The organism is Mannheimia haemolytica, assembly GCF_004342115.1.
In the GTDB taxonomy this organism is placed as follows: Bacteria; Pseudomonadota; Gammaproteobacteria; order Enterobacterales; family Pasteurellaceae; genus Mannheimia; species Mannheimia haemolytica.
This window is the reverse complement of record NZ_SMAC01000007.1, coordinates 50900-72058: the sequence shown is the minus strand read 5'-3', so window position 1 is coordinate 72058 and position 21159 is coordinate 50900. Positions and strand designations below refer to the sequence as shown.

Below are 21159 nucleotides of genomic sequence, written 5' to 3'. Positions count from 1 at the left end.
TCCTGTGCCCGCCCATTATCCTACAAAATTTAGGGCGGGCACAGGACCCGCCCCTACGTTTTATAGAGGAACAATCATCAATGAACGCACTCCATTTTGGTGCCGGTAATATCGGGCGTGGCTTTATCGGCAAATTGCTTGCTGATGCTCGCATTTTCGTGACTTTTGCCGATATTAACCAAACTCAAATCGACCAAATCAACCAAAACAAGCAATACGGCGTGAAAATCGTGGGCGATGACAGCCGTGTGGAAATTGTCAAAAACATTGCGGCAATTAACTCGAAAGACGAAAATGCCGTGATTGAGCAAGTGAAAAACACCGATTTAATTACCACCGCAGTCGGCCCGAATGTGCTTGGCTTTATTGCCCCACTGTTCGCCAAAGCGTTAGTGGCTCGTGTGGAAAGTGGCAACACCCAACCGCTGAACATTATCGCCTGTGAAAATATGGTGCGTGGCACAACTTTCTTTAAAGGTAAAATTTTTGAGCATTTAACTGCCGAGCAGCAAGCAGAAATTGAAAAAGTGGTTGGTTTTGTTGATAGTGCGGTGGACAGAATTGTACCACCTGCCGAGCCGAACCCTGCTGATCCGTTGGAAGTCACGGTGGAAGAGTTCAGCGAGTGGATTGTGGATCAAACCCAGTTCAAAGGTGACATTCCAAACATCAAAGGAATGGAATTAACCGATAACCTGATGGCGTTTGTGGAACGCAAACTGTTCACCCTGAACACCGGGCATTTAATCTGTGCCTACTTGGGCAAACAAGCGGGCGTGAAATGGATTAAAGAGGCGATTGCGATTGAGGAAATCAAAACTCAGGTGAAAGCCACAATGGAAGAGAGCGGTGCTGTGCTGATTAAACGTTACGGCTTCGACCCACAAGCCCATTCAGCGTATATCGAAAAAATCCTCAAACGTTTTGCCAACCCGTACTTAAACGATGACGTAAACCGTGTAGGGCGTGAGCCAATCCGCAAACTGAGCGAAAACGACCGCTTGATCAAACCGTTGCGTGGCACGTTGGAATATGGCTTACCGTATCAAAACTTGGTCAAAGGCGTGGTGATGGCATTGCAATATCGCAATGAGGAAGACCCACAAGCGGTCGAACTTGCCGAATTTATTGCAAATCACGGTGTGGCGGCAGCGGTGGAAAAATACACCGGTTTAACCGACCAAGCGGTCATTGCTCAAGTGGTGGAATTATATCAATAATTCTTGACACTATGATGGATTACATCGACAAACTCAGTGAGGAAACCACCCTGCGTGGTTTCCTTAGCATTGCCAATCAACGCTTTGCCAAAGCGGTTGAACAGTTGATTGAACGAGTGTTTCGCAAAACGGACTTTGCGTTAAAATCCGTGGTGGATTCCTTGTTTGAACATCAAGGACCGCTGGCTGACATTGAAGTACGTTTAAAAGTGTTGCTTGGGTTGGGGGTGATCTCACCTAAAGTGTTTGAAGATATCTCGCTTTTCCTTGAAGTCAAACAGCATTTGAATGAGGAAGAAGACGAGTTCGCATTTTCTCACCCGGCGGTAGTGAAATTTGCCAAAGATTTGCACCATATTGATTTTTTGCCTATCAATGAATTGCTGAATATGAAAGCGAGTGCAGCGAATAAAGATTCGATGCTCTTTCAAATGCAGCAAATGCGGTTGGAAAAAATGGTACGTTCAAGCCTGATTTTGGCGGTAACTGAAATTGACGAACAACTGAATGTGGAAAGCCCATTGTAAAAATTTCGTCAAAACTAACCGCTTGTACTGAGCATTCACGCCGTACGTGATTGCTTTTTCCTTTCTTTTTGATCTTATCGGCTTTTTTCTTTGCTTAAAGCGGTGTAATCTATCCCTAACTATTTTGGAGGATATGGTTATGCAATCGTTGCTCTCTTTTGTGCCGGATTTTCTTAAGCAAGAACTGTTTTGGGTAATGGCGTTATTGGTATTTGCGATTTGGCAATTTATCCAAAACAAGTTGCGTATGGACGTGGTTGCCTTAATTGTAATGCTGTTTTTTAGCCTGACTAATATTTTATCAGTCAAAGAAGTGTTGGCAGGCTTAAGTGACCCAAACGTGGTGCTGATTGCGTTGCTCTTTATTGTCGGAGAAGGTTTGGTGCGAACCGGCGTGGCGAACCAAGTCAGCGATTGGTTGATGCGGGTGTCGGGAGCGAGCGAAACCAAAGTGCTGGTGCTGCTAATGCTCTGTATTGCCGGGCTTGGATCTTTTATGAGTTCCACCGGCATTGTGGCGATTTTCATTCCGGTGGTGCTTGCCATTTGCTCGGGAATGGGAATTTCTCCTCGCCGGTTAATGATGCCGTTAAGTGTTGCCGGACTTATCAGCGGTATGATGACCTTAATTGCCACACCACCCAACCTTGTTGCTCATTCCGAATTAGTAAAATCAGGTTTTGAAGGCTTCAATTTCTTCAGTTTTACTCCGATTGGATTAATTATTTTAGTGATGGGCATCGGCTATATGCTGATTGCCCGCCGTTGGTTGGATAATGGTGAGCAAAGCAATACTCACAGTCAGGCTCAAAAATTTTCAATGTCGCAGTTAATTGAAGAGTATCAACTTAAAGAGCGAGCCAAAATGGTGCTGGTGGAAGCAGATTCAGACTGTGTCGGCAAATCTATCGGGCAACTGAATTTACGGATTGAGCAAGGGCTAAACATCATTGCAATTCAACGCACTAAGCGGTTTAGAAAAATTACCGTCAGTGCCTCGGTAAACGAAATTTTCCAGCCGAAAGATATTTTACTGCTTGATACTGCCCTCGATGATGAAACTTACCAACAACGCTGTGAACAGCTCAAACTTCGCCCGATTGAGCTAAAAGGCGAATACTTTTCCTCACAATATCGCTCGGTGGGTATGGCGGAAATTTCGGTTATGCCTGAAGCAGAATGTATCGGTAAAACTATTCGGGAACTCAAATTCCGCTCAAGATACCATTTAAGCATTGTCGGCTTAAAACGTGGTGATGAAATCATACAAGAGGAACTGCTCGATACGCCACTCAAATTCGGCGATATTTTATTGGTGATGGGCGTATGGCAACAAATTCACCGTATGGACGACGATCATCGAGATTTCTTCTTGCTTAGAGATCCGGCAGAAAGTAAAAACGCCCCTCCGGCGTTAAGCCAAGCCCCTCACGCTCTGTTCTCAGTGCTGACTATGGTGTTGCTGATGATTACCGGCATTGTGCCAAACGTGATGGCAGCGTTGATTGCCTGCTTAATGTTAGGCAAGTTCCGCTGTGTGGATATGAAAAGTGCTTATGATTCGATTCATATGCCAAGCATTGTGTTGATTGTGGGGATGATGCCGTTTTCTATTGCCTTACAAAAAACCGGTGGTGTGGATTTAACCGTTAGGCTTCTACTTGATGCAATGCAAGGCTTAGATGTACATTTTGTTCTAATAGTATTATTTGTAGTAACAGCGATTATCAGTGCTTTTATTTCCAACACAGCGACTGCAATTTTGGTTATGCCGATAGCCATTGCGATTGCTAACCAACTTGGCTACTCACCGGCACCTTTTGTGATGACGGTCGCTGTTTCAGCCTCCGCCGCTTTTATGACGCCGGTTTCTTCACCGGTAAATACGATGGTATTAGCACCGGCAGGCTATAAATTTATTGATTTCGTTAAAGTTGGTGTGCCGTTTACTGTACTGGTGATGCTGGTGTCGGTGTTTGTGATTCCGATGTTATTTCCGCTCTAAACACTCCTCTAAATTACAAGCGGTCATTTTTGGTAATCTGACGTTGACGGTAAAATTGTTGAGTATGTCTGGCAACATAGTTCCCATTTTTAGCCCGATTATGCCGGATTTCCCGTTGGATAGTCGAGATTGACCGCTTGTTATCCAATTAGGCTTTTTTCTTGCTGATGGTATCTACCCAAACTGCAAGCAGTAGAATTCCACCTTTAACGATATATTGCCAGAAGGTTGGCACATCAAGCATACTCATACCGTTATCCAGCAAAGCAATAATAAATGCTCCAATAACTACGCCATAAATGCTACCGATACCGCCGGCTAAACTGGCTCCACCAATCACGCAGGCGGCAATCGCATCTAATTCGGCATTTTGCCCGGCGGAAGGTGCGCCGGCTCCAAGACGTGAGCTTAAAATCAAGCCTGCAATGGCAACTAATAAGCCGTTTAAGGCAAAAATCGCAAGTTTGACTTTTTCAACTGAAATCCCCGAGAGGCGAGCGGCATCAATGTTGCCACCAATCGCATAAATGTGACGCCCGAAGGCGGTTTTTCTGGCCAAGAATGTGCCGGCAATGGCTAGAATCACCAACACCAATACCGGGAATGGCACACCACGGTAATCATTGAGTAGGTAGATCGCACCTAATACGATAATTGCAACTAGTCCGTATTTCAGCGTGTCTTTCGACATAGAAGGCACAGTAAGATTGAGTTTTTGTCTGGCTTTGCGTTGGTAGCTACCCCAAACAATAAAGCAAAATATCCCGATAGTACCTAAAATCATACCCACCATATCAGGCAAATAGCCTTGACCAATGGTTGTCATTTCATTGCTAATCGGTGAAACGGTTGTCCCGTTGGTTAAGCCGACCAATACACCACGAAACGCCAGCATACCGGCAAGAGTTACAATAAAGGACGGCACTTTTTGATAAGCAACCCACCAACCGCTCCAAGCACCCAGCATGACGCCTAAAATTAAAGTAACTATAATAGTTAACGAGAGCGGCCAGCCCCACCATACATTACTGATGGCGGCAAATCCACCGAGTAAGCCCATTAGCGAGCCAACCGATAAATCAATTTCTGCGGAAATAATCACAAATACCATACCGATGGCAAGAATACCGGTAATGGAGGTTTGGCGTAACAGGTTGGAGATATTTCTGGCACTTAAATAAGCACCGTCAGTTGCAATAGAGAAAAAGCTCATAATCACAACAATTGCAATCAGCATAATATAAACTTGTAAATTAATCGATTTTAACTTATTCATAGGTTACTCCTTGAGTGCCGCTTCCATTACTTTTTCTTGGGTAAGGTCTTGGTTAATCAAATCTGCTTTAATTTTGCCTTGGTGCATAACCAATACACGATCACTAATGCCTAAAACTTCAGGTAATTCGGAGGAAATGACGATAATTGCCATACCTTCTTTAGCTAATTGGTTGATGAGCTTATAAATTTCATATTTTGCTCCCACGTCGATACCACGGGTCGGCTCATCTAAAATCAGGATTTTAGGGTTAAGCAATAGGCATTTTGCCAAAATTGCTTTTTGCTGATTACCGCCACTTAACCGTCCAATTGCTAATTCAGGCGAGGAAGTTTTCACTTTCAGTTTTGCAATAGATTGGTTGATAATGGTTTCTTCCAGCGGTTCATTTATTACTTTTTTGCCAAAACAAAATTGCGGTAATGAAGAGAGAGTTATGTTTTTACCCACCCCCATAATTGGAATGATGCCGTGTTTTTTGCGATCTTCCGGCACCATCACAATATGGTTTTCAATCGCTTGTGCACAATTTTTGATTTTAATCGGTTGCTTATGCAGAAAAATATCACCTTGATATTTGCCTTGGTAAGAGCCAAAAATACATTGTGCCATCTCGGTTCGCCCTGAACCGACCAAACCAGCAATACCTAAAATTTCACCTTGGCGTAGTACAAAATTAGCATTATCAACCCGTTTGATATGTGTATTGGTTGGGTGCCAAGCGGTTAAATTTTCAACTCGAAGGACTTCTTCACCAATATTGTGTGGCTCGTGTGGGTAGAGCGAGGTAATCTCACGTCCAACCATCATCGTAATAATATCGTCTTCACTCATTCCCTCTGCACTGCGAGTACCGATATGTTCGCCGTCTCGAATGACACAGATTTTGTCGGAAATGGCTTTCACTTCATTCAATTTGTGTGAAATATAAACACAAGCAATATTGTGAGCTTGTAAATCTTTAATTAAACTCAGCAGAATCTCGGTTTCTTTTTCGGTTAACGAGGCGGTAGGCTCGTCTAAAATCAACAACCGTACCTGTTTATTCAATGCTTTGGCAATTTCAACCAACTGTTGTTGCCCTAAACCTAGCTCTCCAACTTTGGTGTTTGGGTCAATATCCAACTGCACTTGTTCAAGTAAGGTTTTACAACGCAGATACATTTCATTGTCATCTGTAATCCCTGATTTGGTAATTTCATTCCCTAAAAACATATTCTCCAAAATCGACATATTTTTTACTAAGGTCAATTCTTGGTGAATAATCGAAATGCCTTTTTCTTCAGTATCTTTGATATTTCTGGCAATCAATTTTTCGCCGGAAAAATAGATTTCCCCTTCATAATCACCGGCAGGATAAATTCCACATAATACTTTCATCAGAGTTGATTTGCCTGAACCATTTTCACCACATAAAGAAAGTATTTCGCCGGTTTCAAGGGAAATTGAAATATTATTTAATGCCACAACCTCACCGAATTTTTTAGTGATGTTCTTCATTTCTAATAATTTCGCCATACTTAGTTAGCCCCTTATTTTCAAAAATGGCGAGGAAGCCTCGCCATCTAGAAAAATTAAAGTGATTTATTTATATACTGCATCTTTGGTATGGAAGCCGTCTTTAATTACTGTGTCATCAATATTTTCTTTAGTTACAACAACCGGCTCTAATAAATATGCCGGTACTTCTTTCATACCGTTATTTAATTGAGCATTCATTTCTACTTTCTCATCTTTACCTAATGCAACAGCAATTTCGGCAGCTTTGTCGGCTAAATTGGTAATTGGTTTATACACTGTCATCGTTTGCGTACCGGCAATAATACGTTTAATTGCGGCTAAATCTGCATCTTGTCCGGAAATTGCAACCTTGCCGGATAACCCTTGGGCACTTAACGCTTGAATTGCACCGCCTGCGGTTGCATCGTTTGAAGCTACAACTGCATCAATATTATTTTTATTAGCAGTTAGTGCATTTTCCATAATCTGTAATGCTTTTTCAGCAAGCCAAGAATCTACCCATTGATCGCCTACCACTTTAATTTTTCCACTGTCAATTAACGGTTGTAGCACCTTCATTTGACCTTTACGGAACAGCTTCGCGTTATTATCTACAGGTGAACCACCCATTAGGAAATAATTCCCCTCCGGCTTTTGCCCAATAATGCTTTTAGCCTGCAATTCACCTACTTTTTCATTATCAAATGAAACATAAAAATCCACATCGGCATTATTGATTAAGCGGTCGTAAGCAAGTACCTTAACACCTTCTTTCTTCGCCTCGGCAATCACATTGGATAACACTTCGCCGTTAAACGGAATAATCACCAATACATCAATATCTTTATTCAACATATTCTCAATTTGTGAGATTTGTGCGGTTGCATCGCCATTTGCCGATTGAACGAAGACTTTTGCTCCTAAGCTTTCCGCTTTATTCACAAAAATATCTCGGTCTTTTTGCCAACGCTCTAAGCGTAAATCATCAATTGACATACCGATTTTTAGATCTTTAGCAACAGAAGCATTGCTGAGTACCATTAAAGTCGCCGTAGCAACGGCTAATAATTTAGACTTAAGTTTCATAGTTCACCTCATTGGTTATGAAAATGTGAGCATCTTTTTCGCCCGTAAGCAGTCTGGGCTTATTTCAAATGAAGTTCAATTATCATATTTATTAATATCATTATGATTTTTCACTTTTGTGATCTACGCCACATTAACCAATAATCGAAATCCAAAAACGAAATATCGTAATTGAAGGTTTTGCATAATTTTCCGATGATGTTACCGAAAGATTATTTTTCCAATTCATAGGAGCATTATTATGTCTAACTATTTCGACAAAATCTCAAAAGTACAATATGAAGGGGCTAATTCCACCAACCCGTTTGCATTCAAACATTACAACCCGGATGAAGTGGTTTTAGGCAAAACGATGGCAGAACATCTGCGGTTAGCGGTTTGCTATTGGCACACCTTCTGCTGGACGGGTAACGATATGTTTGGCGTGGGTTCGCTTGACAGAAGCTGGCAAAAAACGGGGGATTTACTGCAAGGTGCGAAGCAAAAAGCGGAAATTGCCTTTGAATTTTTCCAAAAATTAGGCATTCCTTACTACTGCTTCCACGATGTGGATGTTGCACCGGAAGGCAACAATTTCAAAGAATATCAGCACAATTTCAACACTATTGTGGATATTTTAGAGCAAAAACAAGCTGAAACAGGCGTGAAATTATTATGGGGTACGGCGAACTGCTTTACCAATCCTCGCTATATGTCGGGTGCTTCAACCAATCCGAATCCGGAAGTCTTTGCTTGGGCGGCAGCACAAGTCTTTACCGCAATGAACGCAACCAAACGCTTAGGCGGCGAAAATTATGTATTATGGGGCGGACGTGAAGGTTATGAAACCCTACTCAACACTGACTTAAAACGTGAGCGTGAACAAATCGGTCGCTTTATGCAGTTAGTGGTGGAACATAAACACAAAATCGGTTTTAACGGCACTTTATTAATTGAGCCAAAACCACAAGAACCAACCAAACATCAATATGACTACGATGTTGCCACCGTTTACGGTTTCTTAAAACAGTTTGGTCTAGAAAAAGAGATCAAAGTCAACATTGAAGCAAACCACGCCACTCTTGCAGGGCATACTTTCCAACACGAAATTGCGACTGCCACCGCATTAGATATTTTTGGCTCGATTGATGCCAACCGAGGTGATCCGCAATTAGGTTGGGATACCGACCAATTCCCAAACAGCGTGGAAGAAAACACCCTTGTGATGTATGAAATCTTAAAAGCAGGTGGTTTCACAACGGGCGGTTTCAACTTTGATGCGAAAATCCGCCGCCAAAGTACCGATCCGTATGATTTATTCCACGCACATATCGGGGCAATTGATGTGTTAGCCCTTTCGCTAAAACGTGCGGCAAAAATGCTGGAAGATCAAGCATTACAGAAAGTAGTAGATAACCGCTACGCTGGCTGGAACCAAGATTTGGGCTTACAAATTCTAAACGGTAAAGCAAGCCTTGAAGATTTGGCAAAAATAGTGGAAACCCAAGGGTTAGATCCAAAACCTGTTTCCGGTCAGCAAGAATATTTGGAAAATTTGGTAAATAGCTATATTTACCGTTAATCTACAAGCGGTTGTTTTTTATCAATTTTTTGCAAAGTTAAGCTCGATCTGATCCCCCTCTTTGCTAAAGAGGGGTGATAGATCTCCAAAACTTAAAATTGCAAATGTTCCGAATAAAATGACCGCTTGTATTCAATAACAAAGGAATATTTATGTACATTGGAATCGATCTCGGCACATCGGGTGTGAAAGTCGTGTTACTCGATGAAAATCAACACATTATTGCCATCACACAAAAATCACTTCCTATTTTTCGTCCACACCCATTGTGGTCTGAACAAAATCCGCAAGATTGGTGGAATGCCACCAATGAAGCGGTGTTAGAACTTTCCGCTACTCAAGATTTACAAGCAGTAAAAGCGATTAGTTTAACCGGGCAAATGCACGGAGCGACTTTACTAGATAACGCAGATAATGTACTTTCCCCTGCGATTTTATGGAATGACGGACGTAGTTTTATGGAATGCGAAGAGTTAGAACAGCTTGTGCCAAATAGCCGTGAAATTACAGGCAACCTGATGATGCCGGGCTTTACCGCTCCGAAATTGCGTTGGGTTGATAAACACCAGCCCGATATTGCCGAAAAAGTCAGCAAAGTCTTGCTACCGAAAGATTATCTCCGCTTGTTGATGAGCGGCGAATATGCCTCTGATATGTCTGATGCCTCCGGCACAATGTGGCTTGATGTGGGTAAACGGAATTGGAACAAATCGCTACTAAATGCTTGCGGATTAGACATTGAAAATATGCCGAAACTGTTTGAAGGCAATCAAATCACAGGTTATTTACGTCCAACCCTTGCCGAGCAATGGAAAATGAAATCTGTGCCGATTGTGGCAGGCGGTGGCGATAATGCTGCCGGTGCAATCGGCATTGGCTTATACCAAACCGGGCAAGCTATGCTCTCATTGGGGACTTCAGGGGTTTATTTTGTAGTGAGCGATAAATTTCAGGCTAATCCGCAAAAAGCAGTGCATAGTTTTTGCCACGCTTTACCTGATCGTTGGCATCTGATGTCAGTAATATTAAGTGCCGCTTCTGCGGTAGATTGGGCAGTAAAATCATTGGGACTAAAAGATGTATCGACTTTATTCCAACAGGTTGAAGCAAGCCAAACGGCATCTGATGCTATTTTCTTACCTTATTTATCGGGTGAACGTACACCGCATAATGACCCTTATGCGAAAGGCGTATTTTGGGGATTAAGCCATAATGACAACCAAATAACGATGGCAAAAGCCGTGATTGAAGGGGTAAGTTTCGCTTTGGCTGAAGGGATTGAGGTACTCCACGAAACTGGTGTAGTTGCTGACAATATTGCATTAATTGGCGGTGGAGCAAAAAGTGCGTACTGGCGACAACTACTTGCCGATATTAGCGGTAAAACCTTTGAATACCGCACCAGTGGTGATGTCGGTCCGGCATTAGGGGCGGCAAAACTCGCTCAAATTGCGCTAAACCCAAATCAGGATATTGCTACGTTCTGTCAGCCGTTACCCCTGGAACAGGTTTACCAACCAACCCCTGCCCGCTATGCAGAATATCAACAAAAACGCCAAAAATTTACTGAGCTTTACCGGCGGTTAAAGGGGTTATAATTCTTGCCAACTATTACAAGCGGTTGATTTTGCAGATTTTTTTGTAAAATCAACCGCTTGTATCACACTTTAGAAAACAAATTAATCACCAATACACCGGCAATAATGAGGCTGATGCCGATTAAGCCTGCCAAGTCAATTTTCTGTCCGAAAGCAAAATAAGCAACAAGGGCGGTAAGGACAATCCCTACGCCGGACCAAATAGCATACACGATTCCGACCGGTAGGGTGCGGAAAATAATAGAGAGAAAGTAAAAGGATAAACCGTATAAGGCGAGCGAGCCAATAGTCGGTATAGCTTTGGTGAAGCCGTTGCTTAATTTGAGTAAATTGGTGGCAGCGATTTCGAGGCAGATGGAAATCGCAAGTAAAATCCAAACGTTCATTGATGACCTCTTTGCGTAAATGCGTGCTATTTTACCTGAGTTGCAAAAAAATTTAAAAAAATCACCGCTTGTTTTTTCCTGATTAAGCTATGGTACAATCTTTGGTGAATCAGGAGGTGTGAAATGGCACAGGTTTATATCGTACACGGTTATACGGCGAATGCCGATAAGCATTGGTTTCCTTGGCTGGAGCAAGAATTAGCGAAGTGTGGTGTCAGTTGTGAGCGGTTGAATATGCCGGATTCGGCAAAGCCGTCATTAGATGGTTGGTTAAATCATCTTGCACAAAATGTGGAGCTGACCGATCAAACGGTTTTTGTCGGGCATAGTTTAGGTTGCATTGCCATTTTGAATTTTTTAGCCAAAAATTACGCCAAGATTAAAGGGGCGGTGTTTGTGTCGGGGTTCTATCAACCGGTAGAAAACTTACCCGAACTGTCTGCCTTTACCAACTATTATGCGATTTTGCCGAGCGTATCGAGCTTTCCAAGCTATGTGGTAAGTGCGTTAGATGATAAGGTCGTGAATCACCAATACAGTGATGCGTTAGCCCAACATTTGCACGCGGATTATATTCGGTTAAATCAAGGCGGGCATTTTTTGGATAGAGAAGGTGTTACCGAATTACCTGTGGTGTTGGAGTTGGTGAAGAAGTTACTCGAGTGAAACCTGTTTTGGTACAAGCGAGGACGCTTGCACCATCTATAAGTTGAATTTAAACAAAAGTTATACATCAGTCTGATAGTGCCAGCGTCCACGCTGGTACTTTTGTATAAACCAACCCTATTTTGCAAAAAAACGGTAAAAATAAACCGCTTGCCTCCCTATGGGAAAACTTACAGTTTAATAAATCCATCATAAATGTGGGTGGCATCGCCGGTCATATACAGAGGATGCCCTACTCCTTGCCATTCAATAATCAGCGTTCCACCGGGTAAATCCACCTGCACTTTGTTATCTAACAAGCCTTGCATAATGCCGACCGCCACTGTGCCGCACGCACCGCTACCACAGGCTTGGGTTTCGCCTGCTCCACGCTCATACACCCGTAATTTAACGTGATTGCGATTCACTACTTGCATAAAGCTGATGTTCGCCCGTTCAGGAAAACGCTCGTGGCTTTCTAGTAACGGCCCGAGTTCATTTACCGGGGCGGTTTTCACATCATCAACTTGCAGTACGCAGTGCGGATTCCCCATTGAAACCACGCCACATAACACGGTTTGTAGCTCGGTGCGTAAAATATAGTTTTTCTCAAATTTATTTGCTGTAAAAGGCACTTGCGAAGGTTCCCAAATCGGTTCGCCCATATTCACACGCACTTTGCCGTCTTCTTGCAAACTTAGCACCATTTTGCCTTTTGCGGTGCTAACGTGAATGTCTTTTTTGTTGGTTAAGCCTTTGAGCGTAACAAAACGGGCAAAACATCTCGCCCCATTGCCACATTGCGACACTTCACTGCCGTCTGCATTAAAAATGCGATAGTGAAAATCTAATTCAGGGTCGTAAGGTGGTTCAACCAATAAAAGTTGGTCGAAACCGATACCACGATGGCGATCAGAAAGCGTACGGATCATCTCTTCGGTAAGGTAAACGTTTTGGGTTACACCATCAACCACCATAAAATCATTGCCTAAGCCGTGCATTTTTGAAAATTGCATATTATTCCTTAATTAATTAGAAATTTTATTGATTTAGATTATAGAGATTAGTTTTATTTATTGATATAGTACGTGCCGATTAATTTGATGAAAAATGCAGATTTTTTCAAACACAGAGTTTCATTTACTTATTTAGGAGCAAAAAATTATGTCTGCGATGTTTATTATCCAATTTGCCATAGTGTTACTATGCATTTTGGTTGGCGCCCGTGTAGGCGGTATCGGATTAGGGGTGTTCGGTGGCTTGGGCTTAGCCATTCTTTCATTTGGGTTTGGGCTAAAACCTGCCGGTTTACCGATTGATGTAATGTTTATGATTATGGCGGTTGTGTCGGCTGCAGCAGCCATGCAAGCAGCCGGTGGTTTGGACTATATGATCAAAATTGCCACTCGCATTTTGCGTAAAAACCCGAAATACATTACCTTTATCGCACCGCTTGTAACTTGGACATTCACCGTGCTTGCCGGTACAGGTCACGTTGCTTATTCTGTATTACCTGTAATTGCAGAGGTAAGCCGCCACAACGGTATCCGCCCTGAGCGTCCACTTTCAATGGCAGTAATCGCCTCACAATTTGCGATTGTCGCCAGCCCGATTGCTGCGGCAGTAGTTGCTGTGGTTGCCTTCCTTGAACCTCAAGGTGTTACATTGGGTAACGTGTTAAGTGTGACTATTCCTGCGACCTTATTGGGCTTAGGTTTAGCTTGTGTGTTTGTAAATAAAATGGGCAAAGAATTAAAAGACGACCCAAATTATCAACGCTTATTGCAAGACCCTGAATATGTGAAAGAAAATCACATTACTACCAATCCAACCGAATTACCGTTAAAACCGACTGCGAAATTATCAGTAGGCTTATTCCTATTCGGTGCATTATTAGTGGTATTAATGGGCGCAATTCCAGCTCTTCGCCCTGTGTTTGATGGTAAGCCGATGGGGATGGCTCACACCATTGAAATCGTGATGTTAAGTATTGGTGCGTTGATTATTCTTACCTGTAAACCGGACGGCAATGAAATCACTAAAGGTTCTGTCTTCCACGCCGGTATGCGTGCAGTGATTGCGATTTTCGGTATTGCGTGGTTAGGCGATACCTTAATGCAAGGTCATATGGATGAAGTGAAATCAATGGTGTCAGGCTTAGTTGAAACCGCACCTTGGGCATTTGCTTTCGCATTATTCGTACTTTCCGTATTGGTAAACAGCCAAGGGGCAACGGTTGCAACCTTATTCCCTGTAGCGATTGCTATCGGCATTCCTGCACCGGTGCTAATCGGGGTATTTGTGGCGGTAAACGGCTACTTCTTCATTCCGAACTACGGCCCGATTATTGCCTCGATTGACTTCGACACCACCGGCACAACCCGTATCGGTAAATATATTTTCAACCATAGCTTTATGTTACCGGGCTTACTTAGTATGATTTTCAGTATCGGATTTGGTTTATTACTTTCCAATATCCTACTTTAATCGCTCGCAAAACCTCCCGTTTGGGAGGTTTTTTATTTGCAAAATTTTCAGCAAAAACGACCGCTTGTAACGGCTCTTGCAAGCATTACACCTATCAAAGTAAGCAAAAGCCCACCGATTAAATGTAAACTCAGCACTGTCACAAACTGCCCCCATTTTTCTGCTAATAGTTTTTCCGTTAGTTCTAAAGAGAAACTGGAAAAGGTGGTAAAACTGCCTAAAAAACCGCTGATGAACAGCAACCGCTGGCTCTCGCCTAAATTAAACCCCATTGCAATACCAATTAACAAACAACCAAGCCAATTTGCTGCTAAAGTACCAAAGGCGAATTGGCTGAGTATCGGGTTTAGCCAAACGGCTAATTGCCAGCGGCACATAGCTCCAAGTACCGCCCCGATTGAAATCATAAGTATTGAAGACATCATTTTTCCTCATCTAACGTTTTCTCACATCATACCTAAAAATGAGTGATTTAGAAAAATAATGTGATGGATTTCACAAATTTGAAACTTCCTATTTGCTTAAAAAATGCCGCTTTGGCAATATCACTCCGAAATATGTTCATATTCAAACATTTTTTCATCACTTTCCAATCATTTTCATCTTAAGGAGAAACTTTATGAGCAAATCCTTACGTAATGCCTGTATTGGCGAATTTATCGGTACAGGTTTTATTCTTTTCTTTGGTGCTGGTTGTGTTGCTGCTGCTCAGGTAGCCGGTGCGAATTTCGGTTTATGGGAAATTTCCATCGTTTGGGGGCTTGGTGTTTCCATGGCAATCTACATTTCTGCCGGTATTTCCGGTGCTCACCTTAACCCTGCGGTCACTATAGCACTTGCCGCATTCTACGGCTTTGAAAAGCATAAAATTTTGCCCTATGTCATCGCCCAAGTTGCCGGAGCGTTTTGCTCTGTCGCACTGATTTATTTTATGTATAGCGATCTCTTTACTGCCGCCGAAGCCGCTCAAGGCATTACTCGGGGCGAAACTGTTGGCTTTGCCGGTGTGTTCTCCACCTATCCAAACCCTAATATTACATTGGTTACCGCCTTCATCGTTGAATTTGTGATTACTGTGGTGTTGATGTCCACTATTTTAGCGATTGGCGATGATAAAAACGGCTTGCCGAATAAAGCCTTAGCCGCATTACTCATCGGTTTATTGATTGCGGTAATTGGTGGAGCAACCGGCCCGTTAACCGGCTTTGCGATGAACCCGGCTCGTGATTTTGGTCCGAAACTCTTTGCTTATCTTGCCGGTTGGGGTGAAATTGCTTTAACAGGCGGAAAAGAAATTCCGTATTTCATCATTCCGATTGTCGCCCCAATCTGCGGTGCATTATTCGGTGCTTGGGGTTATAAAAACCTCATTCATAACAATCTTCCAGCAAATACTCAGGAGTAATCTATGGAAAAACAATATATCATCGCTCTCGACCAAGGTACAACCAGCTCTCGTGCGGTTTTATTAGATAAAAATGCCAATATGGTTGAAGTGGCTCAGCGTGAATTTACCCAGATTTATCCGCAAGCAGGCTGGGTAGAACATAACCCGATGGAAATTTGGTCAAGCCAAAGTTCCACCTTAAATGAAGTGGTGGCAAAAGCCGGTATTAAGCCGGATAGCATTGCCGCAATCGGGATCACAAACCAACGTGAAACCACGATTGTGTGGGAAAAAGAGACCGGTAAACCTGTTTATAATGCGATTGTGTGGCAATGTCGTCGCACATCGGATATTACCGATAAATTAAAAGCAGACGGACACGAGGAATATATTCGTAAAACGACAGGCTTGGTAGTCGATCCGTACTTCTCCGGCACTAAAGTGAAGTGGATTTTAGATAACGTAGAAGGGGCAAGAGAAAAAGCAGAACGAGGCGAATTGCTGTTCGGTACAGTTGATACTTGGTTAGTGTGGAAATTAACCCAAGGGCGGGTACACGTTACCGATTACACCAACGCTTCTCGTACTATGTTGTTTAACATTCACACCAAACAATGGGACGATAAAATGCTGGAATTGCTCAATATTCCACGCTCAATGTTACCTGAAGTGAAAAATTCATCAGAAGTTTACGGGCAAACTAATATCGGCGGTCAAGGCGGTGTGCGTATTCCGGTCGCGGGTATTGCAGGTGACCAACAAGCCGCTCTCTACGGTCATTTATGCGTGAAAGAAGGACAAGCGAAGAATACCTATGGTACAGGCTGTTTTATGTTGATGCACACCGGTAACACTGCGATTCAATCTGAAAACGGTTTATTAACGACCATTGCGTGTAACGCAAAAGGCGAGCCGGAATATGCGTTGGAAGGTTCAGTATTTATTGCCGGTGCGTCTATTCAATGGCTGCGTGATGAGCTGAAAATTGTTCACGATAGCTTTGACAGCGAATATTTTGCCACTAAAGAAGATGACTCTAACGGTGTTTATGTTGTACCTGCCTTTACCGGCTTAGGTGCTCCATATTGGGATCCGTATGCACGAGGCTCAATTTTCGGTTTAACCCGTGGGGCAAACCGTAACCACATTGTGCGTGCGACCCTAGAGTCTATCGCTTACCAAACCCGAGATGTGTTAGAAGCAATGCAGTCTGACTCCAAAGCGAAACTACAAGCGTTACGTGTGGACGGTGGTGCAACCGCAAACAACTTCTTAATGCAGTTCCAAGCCGATATTTTAGACACCAAAGTTGAGCGTCCGAAAGTGAAAGAAGTCACTGCTTTAGGGGCAGCTTATCTTGCGGGTATTGCTGTCGGCTTCTGGAAAGATTTGGAAGAACTGAAAGACAAAGCGGAAATTGAACGTACCTTCACACCGGACGGCGACCAAGAAAAACGGGCGAAACGCTATAAAGGTTGGAAAAAAGCCGTTCGCCGCTCATTAGAATGGGCAAAAGAAGACGCAGAAGAGTAAAAACGCAACCTGTGCATAAACAAAGGGAGTATAGGCAACTATACTCCCTTTAAGATCTTTTAGTTATATTAAATAGTGATTTTGATTTGTTCTAAATTAGCCTTTTCTTTATGATGAGCCACACCAATAAACAACCTGATAAGGAACATTTATGTCTCAATTTCAAATTCACACTATTGAATCCGCTCCTGAAACGGCACAAGAAGCCCTAAAAGCAGTGCAACAAGCAAACGGTTTTATCCCAAATCTGATCGGCGTATTAGCCAACGCCCCAACAGCACTGGAAACTTACCGCACTGTGGGTGGTATTAATAGTCGTAACAGCTTAACCGCTGAAGAACGTGAAGTGGTACAAATCACCGCAGCAGTGGTCAACGGCTGTGGTTTCTGCGTGGCAGGTCATACTAAAATCGCCTTAAAAGCATTAAAAATGCCTGAAGAAGTGGTAAATGCTTTACGTGCCACGGCTCGCATAGACGATAACAAATTAGACACTCTGGCTCGCTTCACCCTTGCAGTAATGTTACAAAAAGCCAAATTAACCGAAGCCCAATTAAACGAATTTTTTGCCGCAGGTTACAACCAACAAAATGCGATTGATGTGATTTTAGGCGTGAGCCTCGCAACCTTATGTAACTATGTGAACAACATTGCCGAAACGCCAATCAACCCTGAATTGCAGCCTTTTGCGTAATCGAAAATAATAAAATTTAGGGCGCTTAATGCGTCCTTTTTTATATTTACAAGCGGTTATTTTTATTCAATTTTTTGCAAATAAAAAGAGGCAATATTTGCCTCTCAGGTTTAACTATTTGCCAATACCATTCTCAGCTGCACCGCACTTGGTGTAACCACAGGTAAGAATGCGGCTTCTTTCCAACGGCGGCTGAAGCCTGAAGTATCGTTTTTCAAATAACCACGTCCACCGCTCGCTTGTAGTTCTAACAGAATGGTTTGGGCGACGACATTAACAATATCGATTCTGGCTTGGAACAGCTCTTTCGGGTTACGAACAAAATAGCCCTCTTCATTTAAGCCATTGAATAAACGGTTTTTGATGTCGTTTAACGCATCAACTTGGGATTGCCATTCAGACGTTAAAATTGCACGGAAGGAGAGCGATTTTTCAATTTCCGATAAACTTTTTTCTACCAAGCCAAAGGGTAAGCCAAACTGTAAGCCTAAGAACGCAGGGCGGGTTGTGGCTAAAAATTCGGGGGCATTATCGGACAAAATCCACTCCTCTTTTAATTCCACATTGTCAAACACTAAAGCAGTAGTATTCGTGCCTTGTAGCGACATAAATTCCAGCTCTTTAGTGCGGGTTAAGCCTTCGGCAGTTGAGGGAACGGCAATCACCAGCGGTTTGCGTTCATCTTGGAAGCCGGCAACAAAACTGGCAACAAAGCGGTATGAACGTAAATTGGTTACCCAAGGCAGGCGGCCATTTAAATAGCGTTTACCGTTTTCTTCACGAATATTCACATTCAACTCTTCAATGCCGGAGAGAAATTTCATTGCATTCGATAAACCTGTTCCTGCGGTTAAATTGCCATTTAGCAGATCCGCCAAATAGCTTTGGCGGGGAATAGGATTTTTTGAGGCGATAATATGCTCGATAAAGGTACGATGTCCCCACGAAACAAATGCCGCAGCCAGCGAGTGATTACCCAGTTCGGTAACGGCTTTGATCGCATCAACCAAAGTGCCACCGCTGCCGCCAAGCGTTTCCGGCACGCCGATTTTATATAGCCCTAGTGCGGCAATTTGTGGAATGAGTAAATCCGCTCGTTCGTTAGATTGATCTAAATTTTCGGCGTTCTGCTGAAGCCATTGAATAAAAGAAGATGAAAGAACCGACATTGTGTTTACCTCGTATAATTAGTTTACTTTGTCGCTATCTTAAATCGCTTTTTTATGCCCTAGAAATAAAATAAATTAAGGTAATATGCTTTTTTGGAATAAACAAGCGGTCGATTTTTTGCAAAAAAATGCAATTTTTCGACCGCTTGTCAATTTATCTGCCGCCTTTCGCTAAAGCCAAGCGGATTAAGCTATCCAACGCCCAGCCGATTAAGCCGATAATTATAATTACCGCCATCAGTTCGGAATAGGCTAATCGGTCTCGGGTGTCTAAAATAAAATAGCCGAGTCCTTGATTCACGCCTAGCATTTCGCACGGTACCAGCACCACCCACGCAATCCCAACCGCCACACGTAAACCGGTGAGAACGTGTCCGGTAATAGCCGGTACAACAATTTTGCACAGCAGTTCTTTGCGGGTAGCCGACATTACTCTACCCAGTTGTAACCATTGTGGATCAATGCTTTTTACCCCTGAGGTGGTGGAAATAATCAACGACCAAACGGTGGCAAACGCCAGTAAAAAATAAATCGGCAAATCGCCTACACCAAGTAACATCACGATAATCGGCATCCACGAAAGTGGCGAAATCATACGTAGTAGTTGGAATGACGGCGTGCAAAGCATTTCAAGGTGCTTGGAGAAGCCGAGCAATAAGCCCAGCGGTACACCAATCACTAACGCAGCGAGTAGCCCGACAGCAATGCGTTGCAAACTCGCCCATAAGTGCGGAAAAATTTCGCCGGAGGAAATCAGCCAAGTAAAACTTTCCCAGGTTTTTGCCGGAGCTAACATTGATGCCATCGGCAACCGTTGGCTTAACAAGGCTGTGCCAAGCTGCCAACCTAAAAGTAGCAGTAATAAACCGGCTAAGCCGTAAATATATTTCTGTTTCATCGTTCGTTCCTATCGCTTATACACTAATTTGCTCGGTTCTTGTCCAACCGGCTTGTAAATTAAAGGTTTCAACCCAACCGCCTTGCTCAATCGCTTTTCGCACAAAGGTCGGCTCGTTAATCGCTTTCGCTGCCTCTACCGGGTCAAGCTGTTGTAAAAACGCATTATTGCCGGCAATGTGGGTCTGTTTGAGCATTTTGACCAGCTCTTCCATATAGGAATCGAACGGATACGGTTGGAAACCGATTCGCTGTTGGTGCCACTGAGGGTTTTGAATTGCCCCTGTTTCGATATATTTATCCCACTGAGCTTGGGTTGGAGCCAGTACCTTTTCCAGCACTTTTTGATCGTGCGGCGTGTAGCCGCTGCCCCGTGCCAACAATTTTGCTGTTTCTGCCCGATTTTCCAGCGTATAAACCTGTGCTTCGGTTAAGGCATTTACCACTTTTTGCACCCAGTCGGGGCGATGCTGAATATCATATTCGTGCATTAGGGTTAAACAGCAGGCGTGATCTTTCCACACATCGCCACTAAAACGCAGCACTTTGCCCACACCTTTGGCTTCCGCCAACGCATTGAACGGCTCTGCCACAATAAAGCCTGAAATTGCCTCGCTTGCCAAGGCTGCTACCATATCTGACGGAGCCATCACACTTAATCGCACTTCGCCGCTGTTCGGCTCTTTTTCGGTGATTTTCAAGCCATTTTCTCGTAATAATCGTTGCAAAACGATATTATGAATTGAATACCAAAACGGAATTGCTACCGTTTTGCCGGAGAGTTCGGCAATACTGTTGATTTCAGGGCGAACCGTTAAAGCCGAACCTGCCAAGTGATTCCACATTACCGCTTTCACCGGAGCATTTGCTCCATATTTCGCCCACAAACTCATAGGCGAAAGCAGATGCACCACGTTCACATTGCCACTTAAAAAGGCTTCCACCAACTGAGCCCAGCTGCGAAACATCACCGGTTTTTCCACCTGCACACCGTGCTTTTCAAATAAGCCTTTGGCGTGAGCAACTAACAGCGGTGTGGCGTCGGTAATCGGCAAGTAGCCGATAACAAGCGGTCGATTTTCGGCATTTTTTTGCACCTGTTCGCAGGCTTGAATTAACGGTAAACTACCTGCAAGGGAAAACAGGCTGAGCAGTTTCATAAAATCTCTACGTTGCTGATCCATCACT

19 protein-coding genes are annotated in these 21159 nt (G+C 43.3%); 10 read left to right on the top strand and 9 right to left on the bottom strand.

Going from position 1 to position 21159, the window contains the following annotated elements:
• Positions 1-80 precede the first annotated feature (80 nt).
• The 3 genes from EDC41_RS03670 (at position 81) to EDC41_RS03660 (ending at position 3752) form a co-directional block, all read left to right on the top strand.
• Positions 81-1220, top strand: coding sequence for a mannitol-1-phosphate 5-dehydrogenase (locus tag EDC41_RS03670; RefSeq protein WP_006249827.1), 1140 nt, complete (start codon positions 81-83; stop codon positions 1218-1220).
• A gap of 11 nt (positions 1221-1231) precedes the next feature.
• Positions 1232-1747: an MltR family transcriptional regulator gene (locus tag EDC41_RS03665; RefSeq protein ID WP_006250833.1), complete on the top strand. Its 516-nt coding sequence runs from the start codon at positions 1232-1234 to the stop codon at positions 1745-1747.
• 139 nt (positions 1748-1886) lie between these two features.
• Positions 1887-3752 carry an SLC13 family permease gene (locus EDC41_RS03660; protein ID WP_006250832.1) on the top strand — a complete coding sequence of 622 codons (1866 nt, stop codon included), beginning with the start codon at positions 1887-1889 and terminating at the stop codon, positions 3750-3752.
• Positions 3753-3900: 148 nt separating this feature from the next.
• Here the strand turns inward: EDC41_RS03660 and EDC41_RS03655 are convergent, their stop codons facing one another.
• The 3 genes from EDC41_RS03655 to xylF form a co-directional block, all read right to left on the bottom strand.
• Positions 3901-5028, bottom strand: coding sequence for a sugar ABC transporter permease (locus EDC41_RS03655; protein ID WP_006249611.1), 1128 nt, complete (start codon positions 5026-5028; stop codon positions 3901-3903).
• 3 nt (positions 5029-5031) lie between these two features.
• Positions 5032-6546 (bottom strand): D-xylose ABC transporter ATP-binding protein, encoded by a 1515-nt coding sequence (xylG, locus tag EDC41_RS03650; RefSeq protein WP_006249612.1) that lies wholly within the window; start codon positions 6544-6546, stop codon positions 5032-5034.
• Between the two features lie 66 nt (positions 6547-6612).
• On the bottom strand, positions 6613-7614 hold the full coding sequence (xylF, locus tag EDC41_RS03645; protein WP_006252556.1) for a D-xylose ABC transporter substrate-binding protein: 1002 nt from the start codon (positions 7612-7614) through the stop codon (positions 6613-6615).
• Positions 7615-7855: 241 nt separating this feature from the next.
• Here xylF and xylA point away from each other — a divergent pair, with 241 nt between their 5' ends.
• Both xylA and xylB read left to right on the top strand, forming a co-directional pair.
• Complete coding sequence (xylA, locus tag EDC41_RS03640) at positions 7856-9175, top strand: xylose isomerase (RefSeq protein WP_006249615.1); 1320 nt, start codon at positions 7856-7858, stop codon at positions 9173-9175.
• A 152-nt stretch (positions 9176-9327) separates the two neighbouring features.
• Positions 9328-10773: a xylulokinase gene (gene xylB, locus EDC41_RS03635; RefSeq protein ID WP_006252557.1), complete on the top strand. Its 1446-nt coding sequence runs from the start codon at positions 9328-9330 to the stop codon at positions 10771-10773.
• A 62-nt stretch (positions 10774-10835) separates the two neighbouring features.
• On the opposite strand, the gene EDC41_RS03630 is transcribed toward xylB, so the two are convergent.
• Positions 10836-11159 carry a DMT family transporter gene (locus tag EDC41_RS03630; RefSeq protein WP_006249618.1) on the bottom strand — a complete coding sequence of 108 codons (324 nt, stop codon included), beginning with the start codon at positions 11157-11159 and terminating at the stop codon, positions 10836-10838.
• 123 nt (positions 11160-11282) lie between these two features.
• Between EDC41_RS03630 and EDC41_RS03625 the strand changes: the two genes are divergently transcribed.
• On the top strand, positions 11283-11825 hold the full coding sequence (locus tag EDC41_RS03625; protein WP_006249619.1) for an RBBP9/YdeN family alpha/beta hydrolase: 543 nt from the start codon (positions 11283-11285) through the stop codon (positions 11823-11825).
• A 170-nt stretch (positions 11826-11995) separates the two neighbouring features.
• Here the strand turns inward: EDC41_RS03625 and dapF are convergent, their stop codons facing one another.
• Positions 11996-12820, bottom strand: a complete 825-nt coding sequence (gene dapF / locus EDC41_RS03620) for a diaminopimelate epimerase (protein ID WP_006249620.1) — start codon at positions 12818-12820, stop codon at positions 11996-11998.
• A gap of 148 nt (positions 12821-12968) precedes the next feature.
• Between dapF and EDC41_RS03615 the strand changes: the two genes are divergently transcribed.
• Entirely contained in the window at positions 12969-14291 is a 1323-nt protein-coding gene (locus EDC41_RS03615; protein WP_006250824.1) for an anaerobic C4-dicarboxylate transporter, read from the top strand.
• A gap of 47 nt (positions 14292-14338) precedes the next feature.
• On the opposite strand, the gene EDC41_RS03610 is transcribed toward EDC41_RS03615, so the two are convergent.
• Entirely contained in the window at positions 14339-14713 is a 375-nt protein-coding gene (locus EDC41_RS03610; RefSeq protein ID WP_015586980.1) for a fluoride efflux transporter FluC, read from the bottom strand.
• Positions 14714-14910: 197 nt separating this feature from the next.
• Here EDC41_RS03610 and EDC41_RS03605 point away from each other — a divergent pair, with 197 nt between their 5' ends.
• From EDC41_RS03605 to EDC41_RS03595, 3 genes are all read left to right on the top strand, one after another.
• Positions 14911-15696: an MIP/aquaporin family protein gene (locus EDC41_RS03605; protein ID WP_006252559.1), complete on the top strand. Its 786-nt coding sequence runs from the start codon at positions 14911-14913 to the stop codon at positions 15694-15696.
• 3 nt (positions 15697-15699) lie between these two features.
• The gene (glpK, locus tag EDC41_RS03600; protein ID WP_006252560.1) at positions 15700-17211 is read left to right on the top strand and encodes a glycerol kinase GlpK; all 1512 of its coding nucleotides are present in this window, start codon (positions 15700-15702) and stop codon (positions 17209-17211) included.
• A 151-nt stretch (positions 17212-17362) separates the two neighbouring features.
• Positions 17363-17905, top strand: coding sequence for a carboxymuconolactone decarboxylase family protein (locus tag EDC41_RS03595; RefSeq protein ID WP_006250820.1), 543 nt, complete (start codon positions 17363-17365; stop codon positions 17903-17905).
• Positions 17906-18015: 110 nt separating this feature from the next.
• On the opposite strand, the gene EDC41_RS03590 is transcribed toward EDC41_RS03595, so the two are convergent.
• The 3 genes from EDC41_RS03590 to EDC41_RS03580 all read right to left on the bottom strand — a co-directional run bounded on the left by EDC41_RS03590 (position 18016) and on the right by EDC41_RS03580 (position 21155).
• A complete protein-coding gene (locus EDC41_RS03590; RefSeq protein ID WP_006250819.1) occupies positions 18016-19074 on the bottom strand; it encodes an acyl-CoA dehydrogenase family protein in 1059 nt (352 codons plus the stop codon).
• A gap of 154 nt (positions 19075-19228) precedes the next feature.
• The gene (locus EDC41_RS03585) at positions 19229-19972 is read right to left on the bottom strand and encodes an ABC transporter permease (RefSeq protein ID WP_006248026.1); all 744 of its coding nucleotides are present in this window, start codon (positions 19970-19972) and stop codon (positions 19229-19231) included.
• Positions 19973-19988: 16 nt separating this feature from the next.
• A complete protein-coding gene (locus tag EDC41_RS03580) occupies positions 19989-21155 on the bottom strand; it encodes an ABC transporter substrate-binding protein (RefSeq protein ID WP_006252561.1) in 1167 nt (388 codons plus the stop codon).
• Positions 21156-21159 lie beyond the last annotated feature (4 nt).

Excerpts from the sequence above, each read along its gene's own strand:
- EDC41_RS03655 (WP_006249611.1), bottom strand. The coding sequence starts at position 5,028 with ATGAATAAGTTAAAATCGATTAATTTACAAGTTTATATTATGCTGATT.
- EDC41_RS03595 (WP_006250820.1), top strand. The coding sequence starts at position 17,363 with ATGTCTCAATTTCAAATTCACACTATTGAATCCGCTCCTGAAACGGCA.
- EDC41_RS03590 (WP_006250819.1), bottom strand. The coding sequence starts at position 19,074 with ATGTCGGTTCTTTCATCTTCTTTTATTCAATGGCTTCAGCAGAACGCC.
- EDC41_RS03660 (WP_006250832.1), top strand. The coding sequence starts at position 1,887 with ATGCAATCGTTGCTCTCTTTTGTGCCGGATTTTCTTAAGCAAGAACTG.
- EDC41_RS03605 (WP_006252559.1), top strand. The coding sequence starts at position 14,911 with ATGAGCAAATCCTTACGTAATGCCTGTATTGGCGAATTTATCGGTACA.
- EDC41_RS03610 (WP_015586980.1), bottom strand. The coding sequence starts at position 14,713 with ATGTCTTCAATACTTATGATTTCAATCGGGGCGGTACTTGGAGCTATG.
- EDC41_RS03625 (WP_006249619.1), top strand. The coding sequence starts at position 11,283 with ATGGCACAGGTTTATATCGTACACGGTTATACGGCGAATGCCGATAAG.
- EDC41_RS03585 (WP_006248026.1), bottom strand. The coding sequence starts at position 19,972 with ATGAAACAGAAATATATTTACGGCTTAGCCGGTTTATTACTGCTACTT.
- EDC41_RS03580 (WP_006252561.1), bottom strand. The coding sequence starts at position 21,155 with ATGGATCAGCAACGTAGAGATTTTATGAAACTGCTCAGCCTGTTTTCC.
- xylB (WP_006252557.1), top strand. The coding sequence starts at position 9,328 with ATGTACATTGGAATCGATCTCGGCACATCGGGTGTGAAAGTCGTGTTA.
- EDC41_RS03615 (WP_006250824.1), top strand. The coding sequence starts at position 12,969 with ATGTCTGCGATGTTTATTATCCAATTTGCCATAGTGTTACTATGCATT.
- EDC41_RS03630 (WP_006249618.1), bottom strand. The coding sequence starts at position 11,159 with ATGAACGTTTGGATTTTACTTGCGATTTCCATCTGCCTCGAAATCGCT.
- EDC41_RS03665 (WP_006250833.1), top strand. The coding sequence starts at position 1,232 with ATGATGGATTACATCGACAAACTCAGTGAGGAAACCACCCTGCGTGGT.
- glpK (WP_006252560.1), top strand. The coding sequence starts at position 15,700 with ATGGAAAAACAATATATCATCGCTCTCGACCAAGGTACAACCAGCTCT.
- xylF (WP_006252556.1), bottom strand. The coding sequence starts at position 7,614 with ATGAAACTTAAGTCTAAATTATTAGCCGTTGCTACGGCGACTTTAATG.
- xylG (WP_006249612.1), bottom strand. The coding sequence starts at position 6,546 with ATGGCGAAATTATTAGAAATGAAGAACATCACTAAAAAATTCGGTGAG.
- xylA (WP_006249615.1), top strand. The coding sequence starts at position 7,856 with ATGTCTAACTATTTCGACAAAATCTCAAAAGTACAATATGAAGGGGCT.
- dapF (WP_006249620.1), bottom strand. The coding sequence starts at position 12,820 with ATGCAATTTTCAAAAATGCACGGCTTAGGCAATGATTTTATGGTGGTT.
- EDC41_RS03670 (WP_006249827.1), top strand. The coding sequence starts at position 81 with ATGAACGCACTCCATTTTGGTGCCGGTAATATCGGGCGTGGCTTTATC.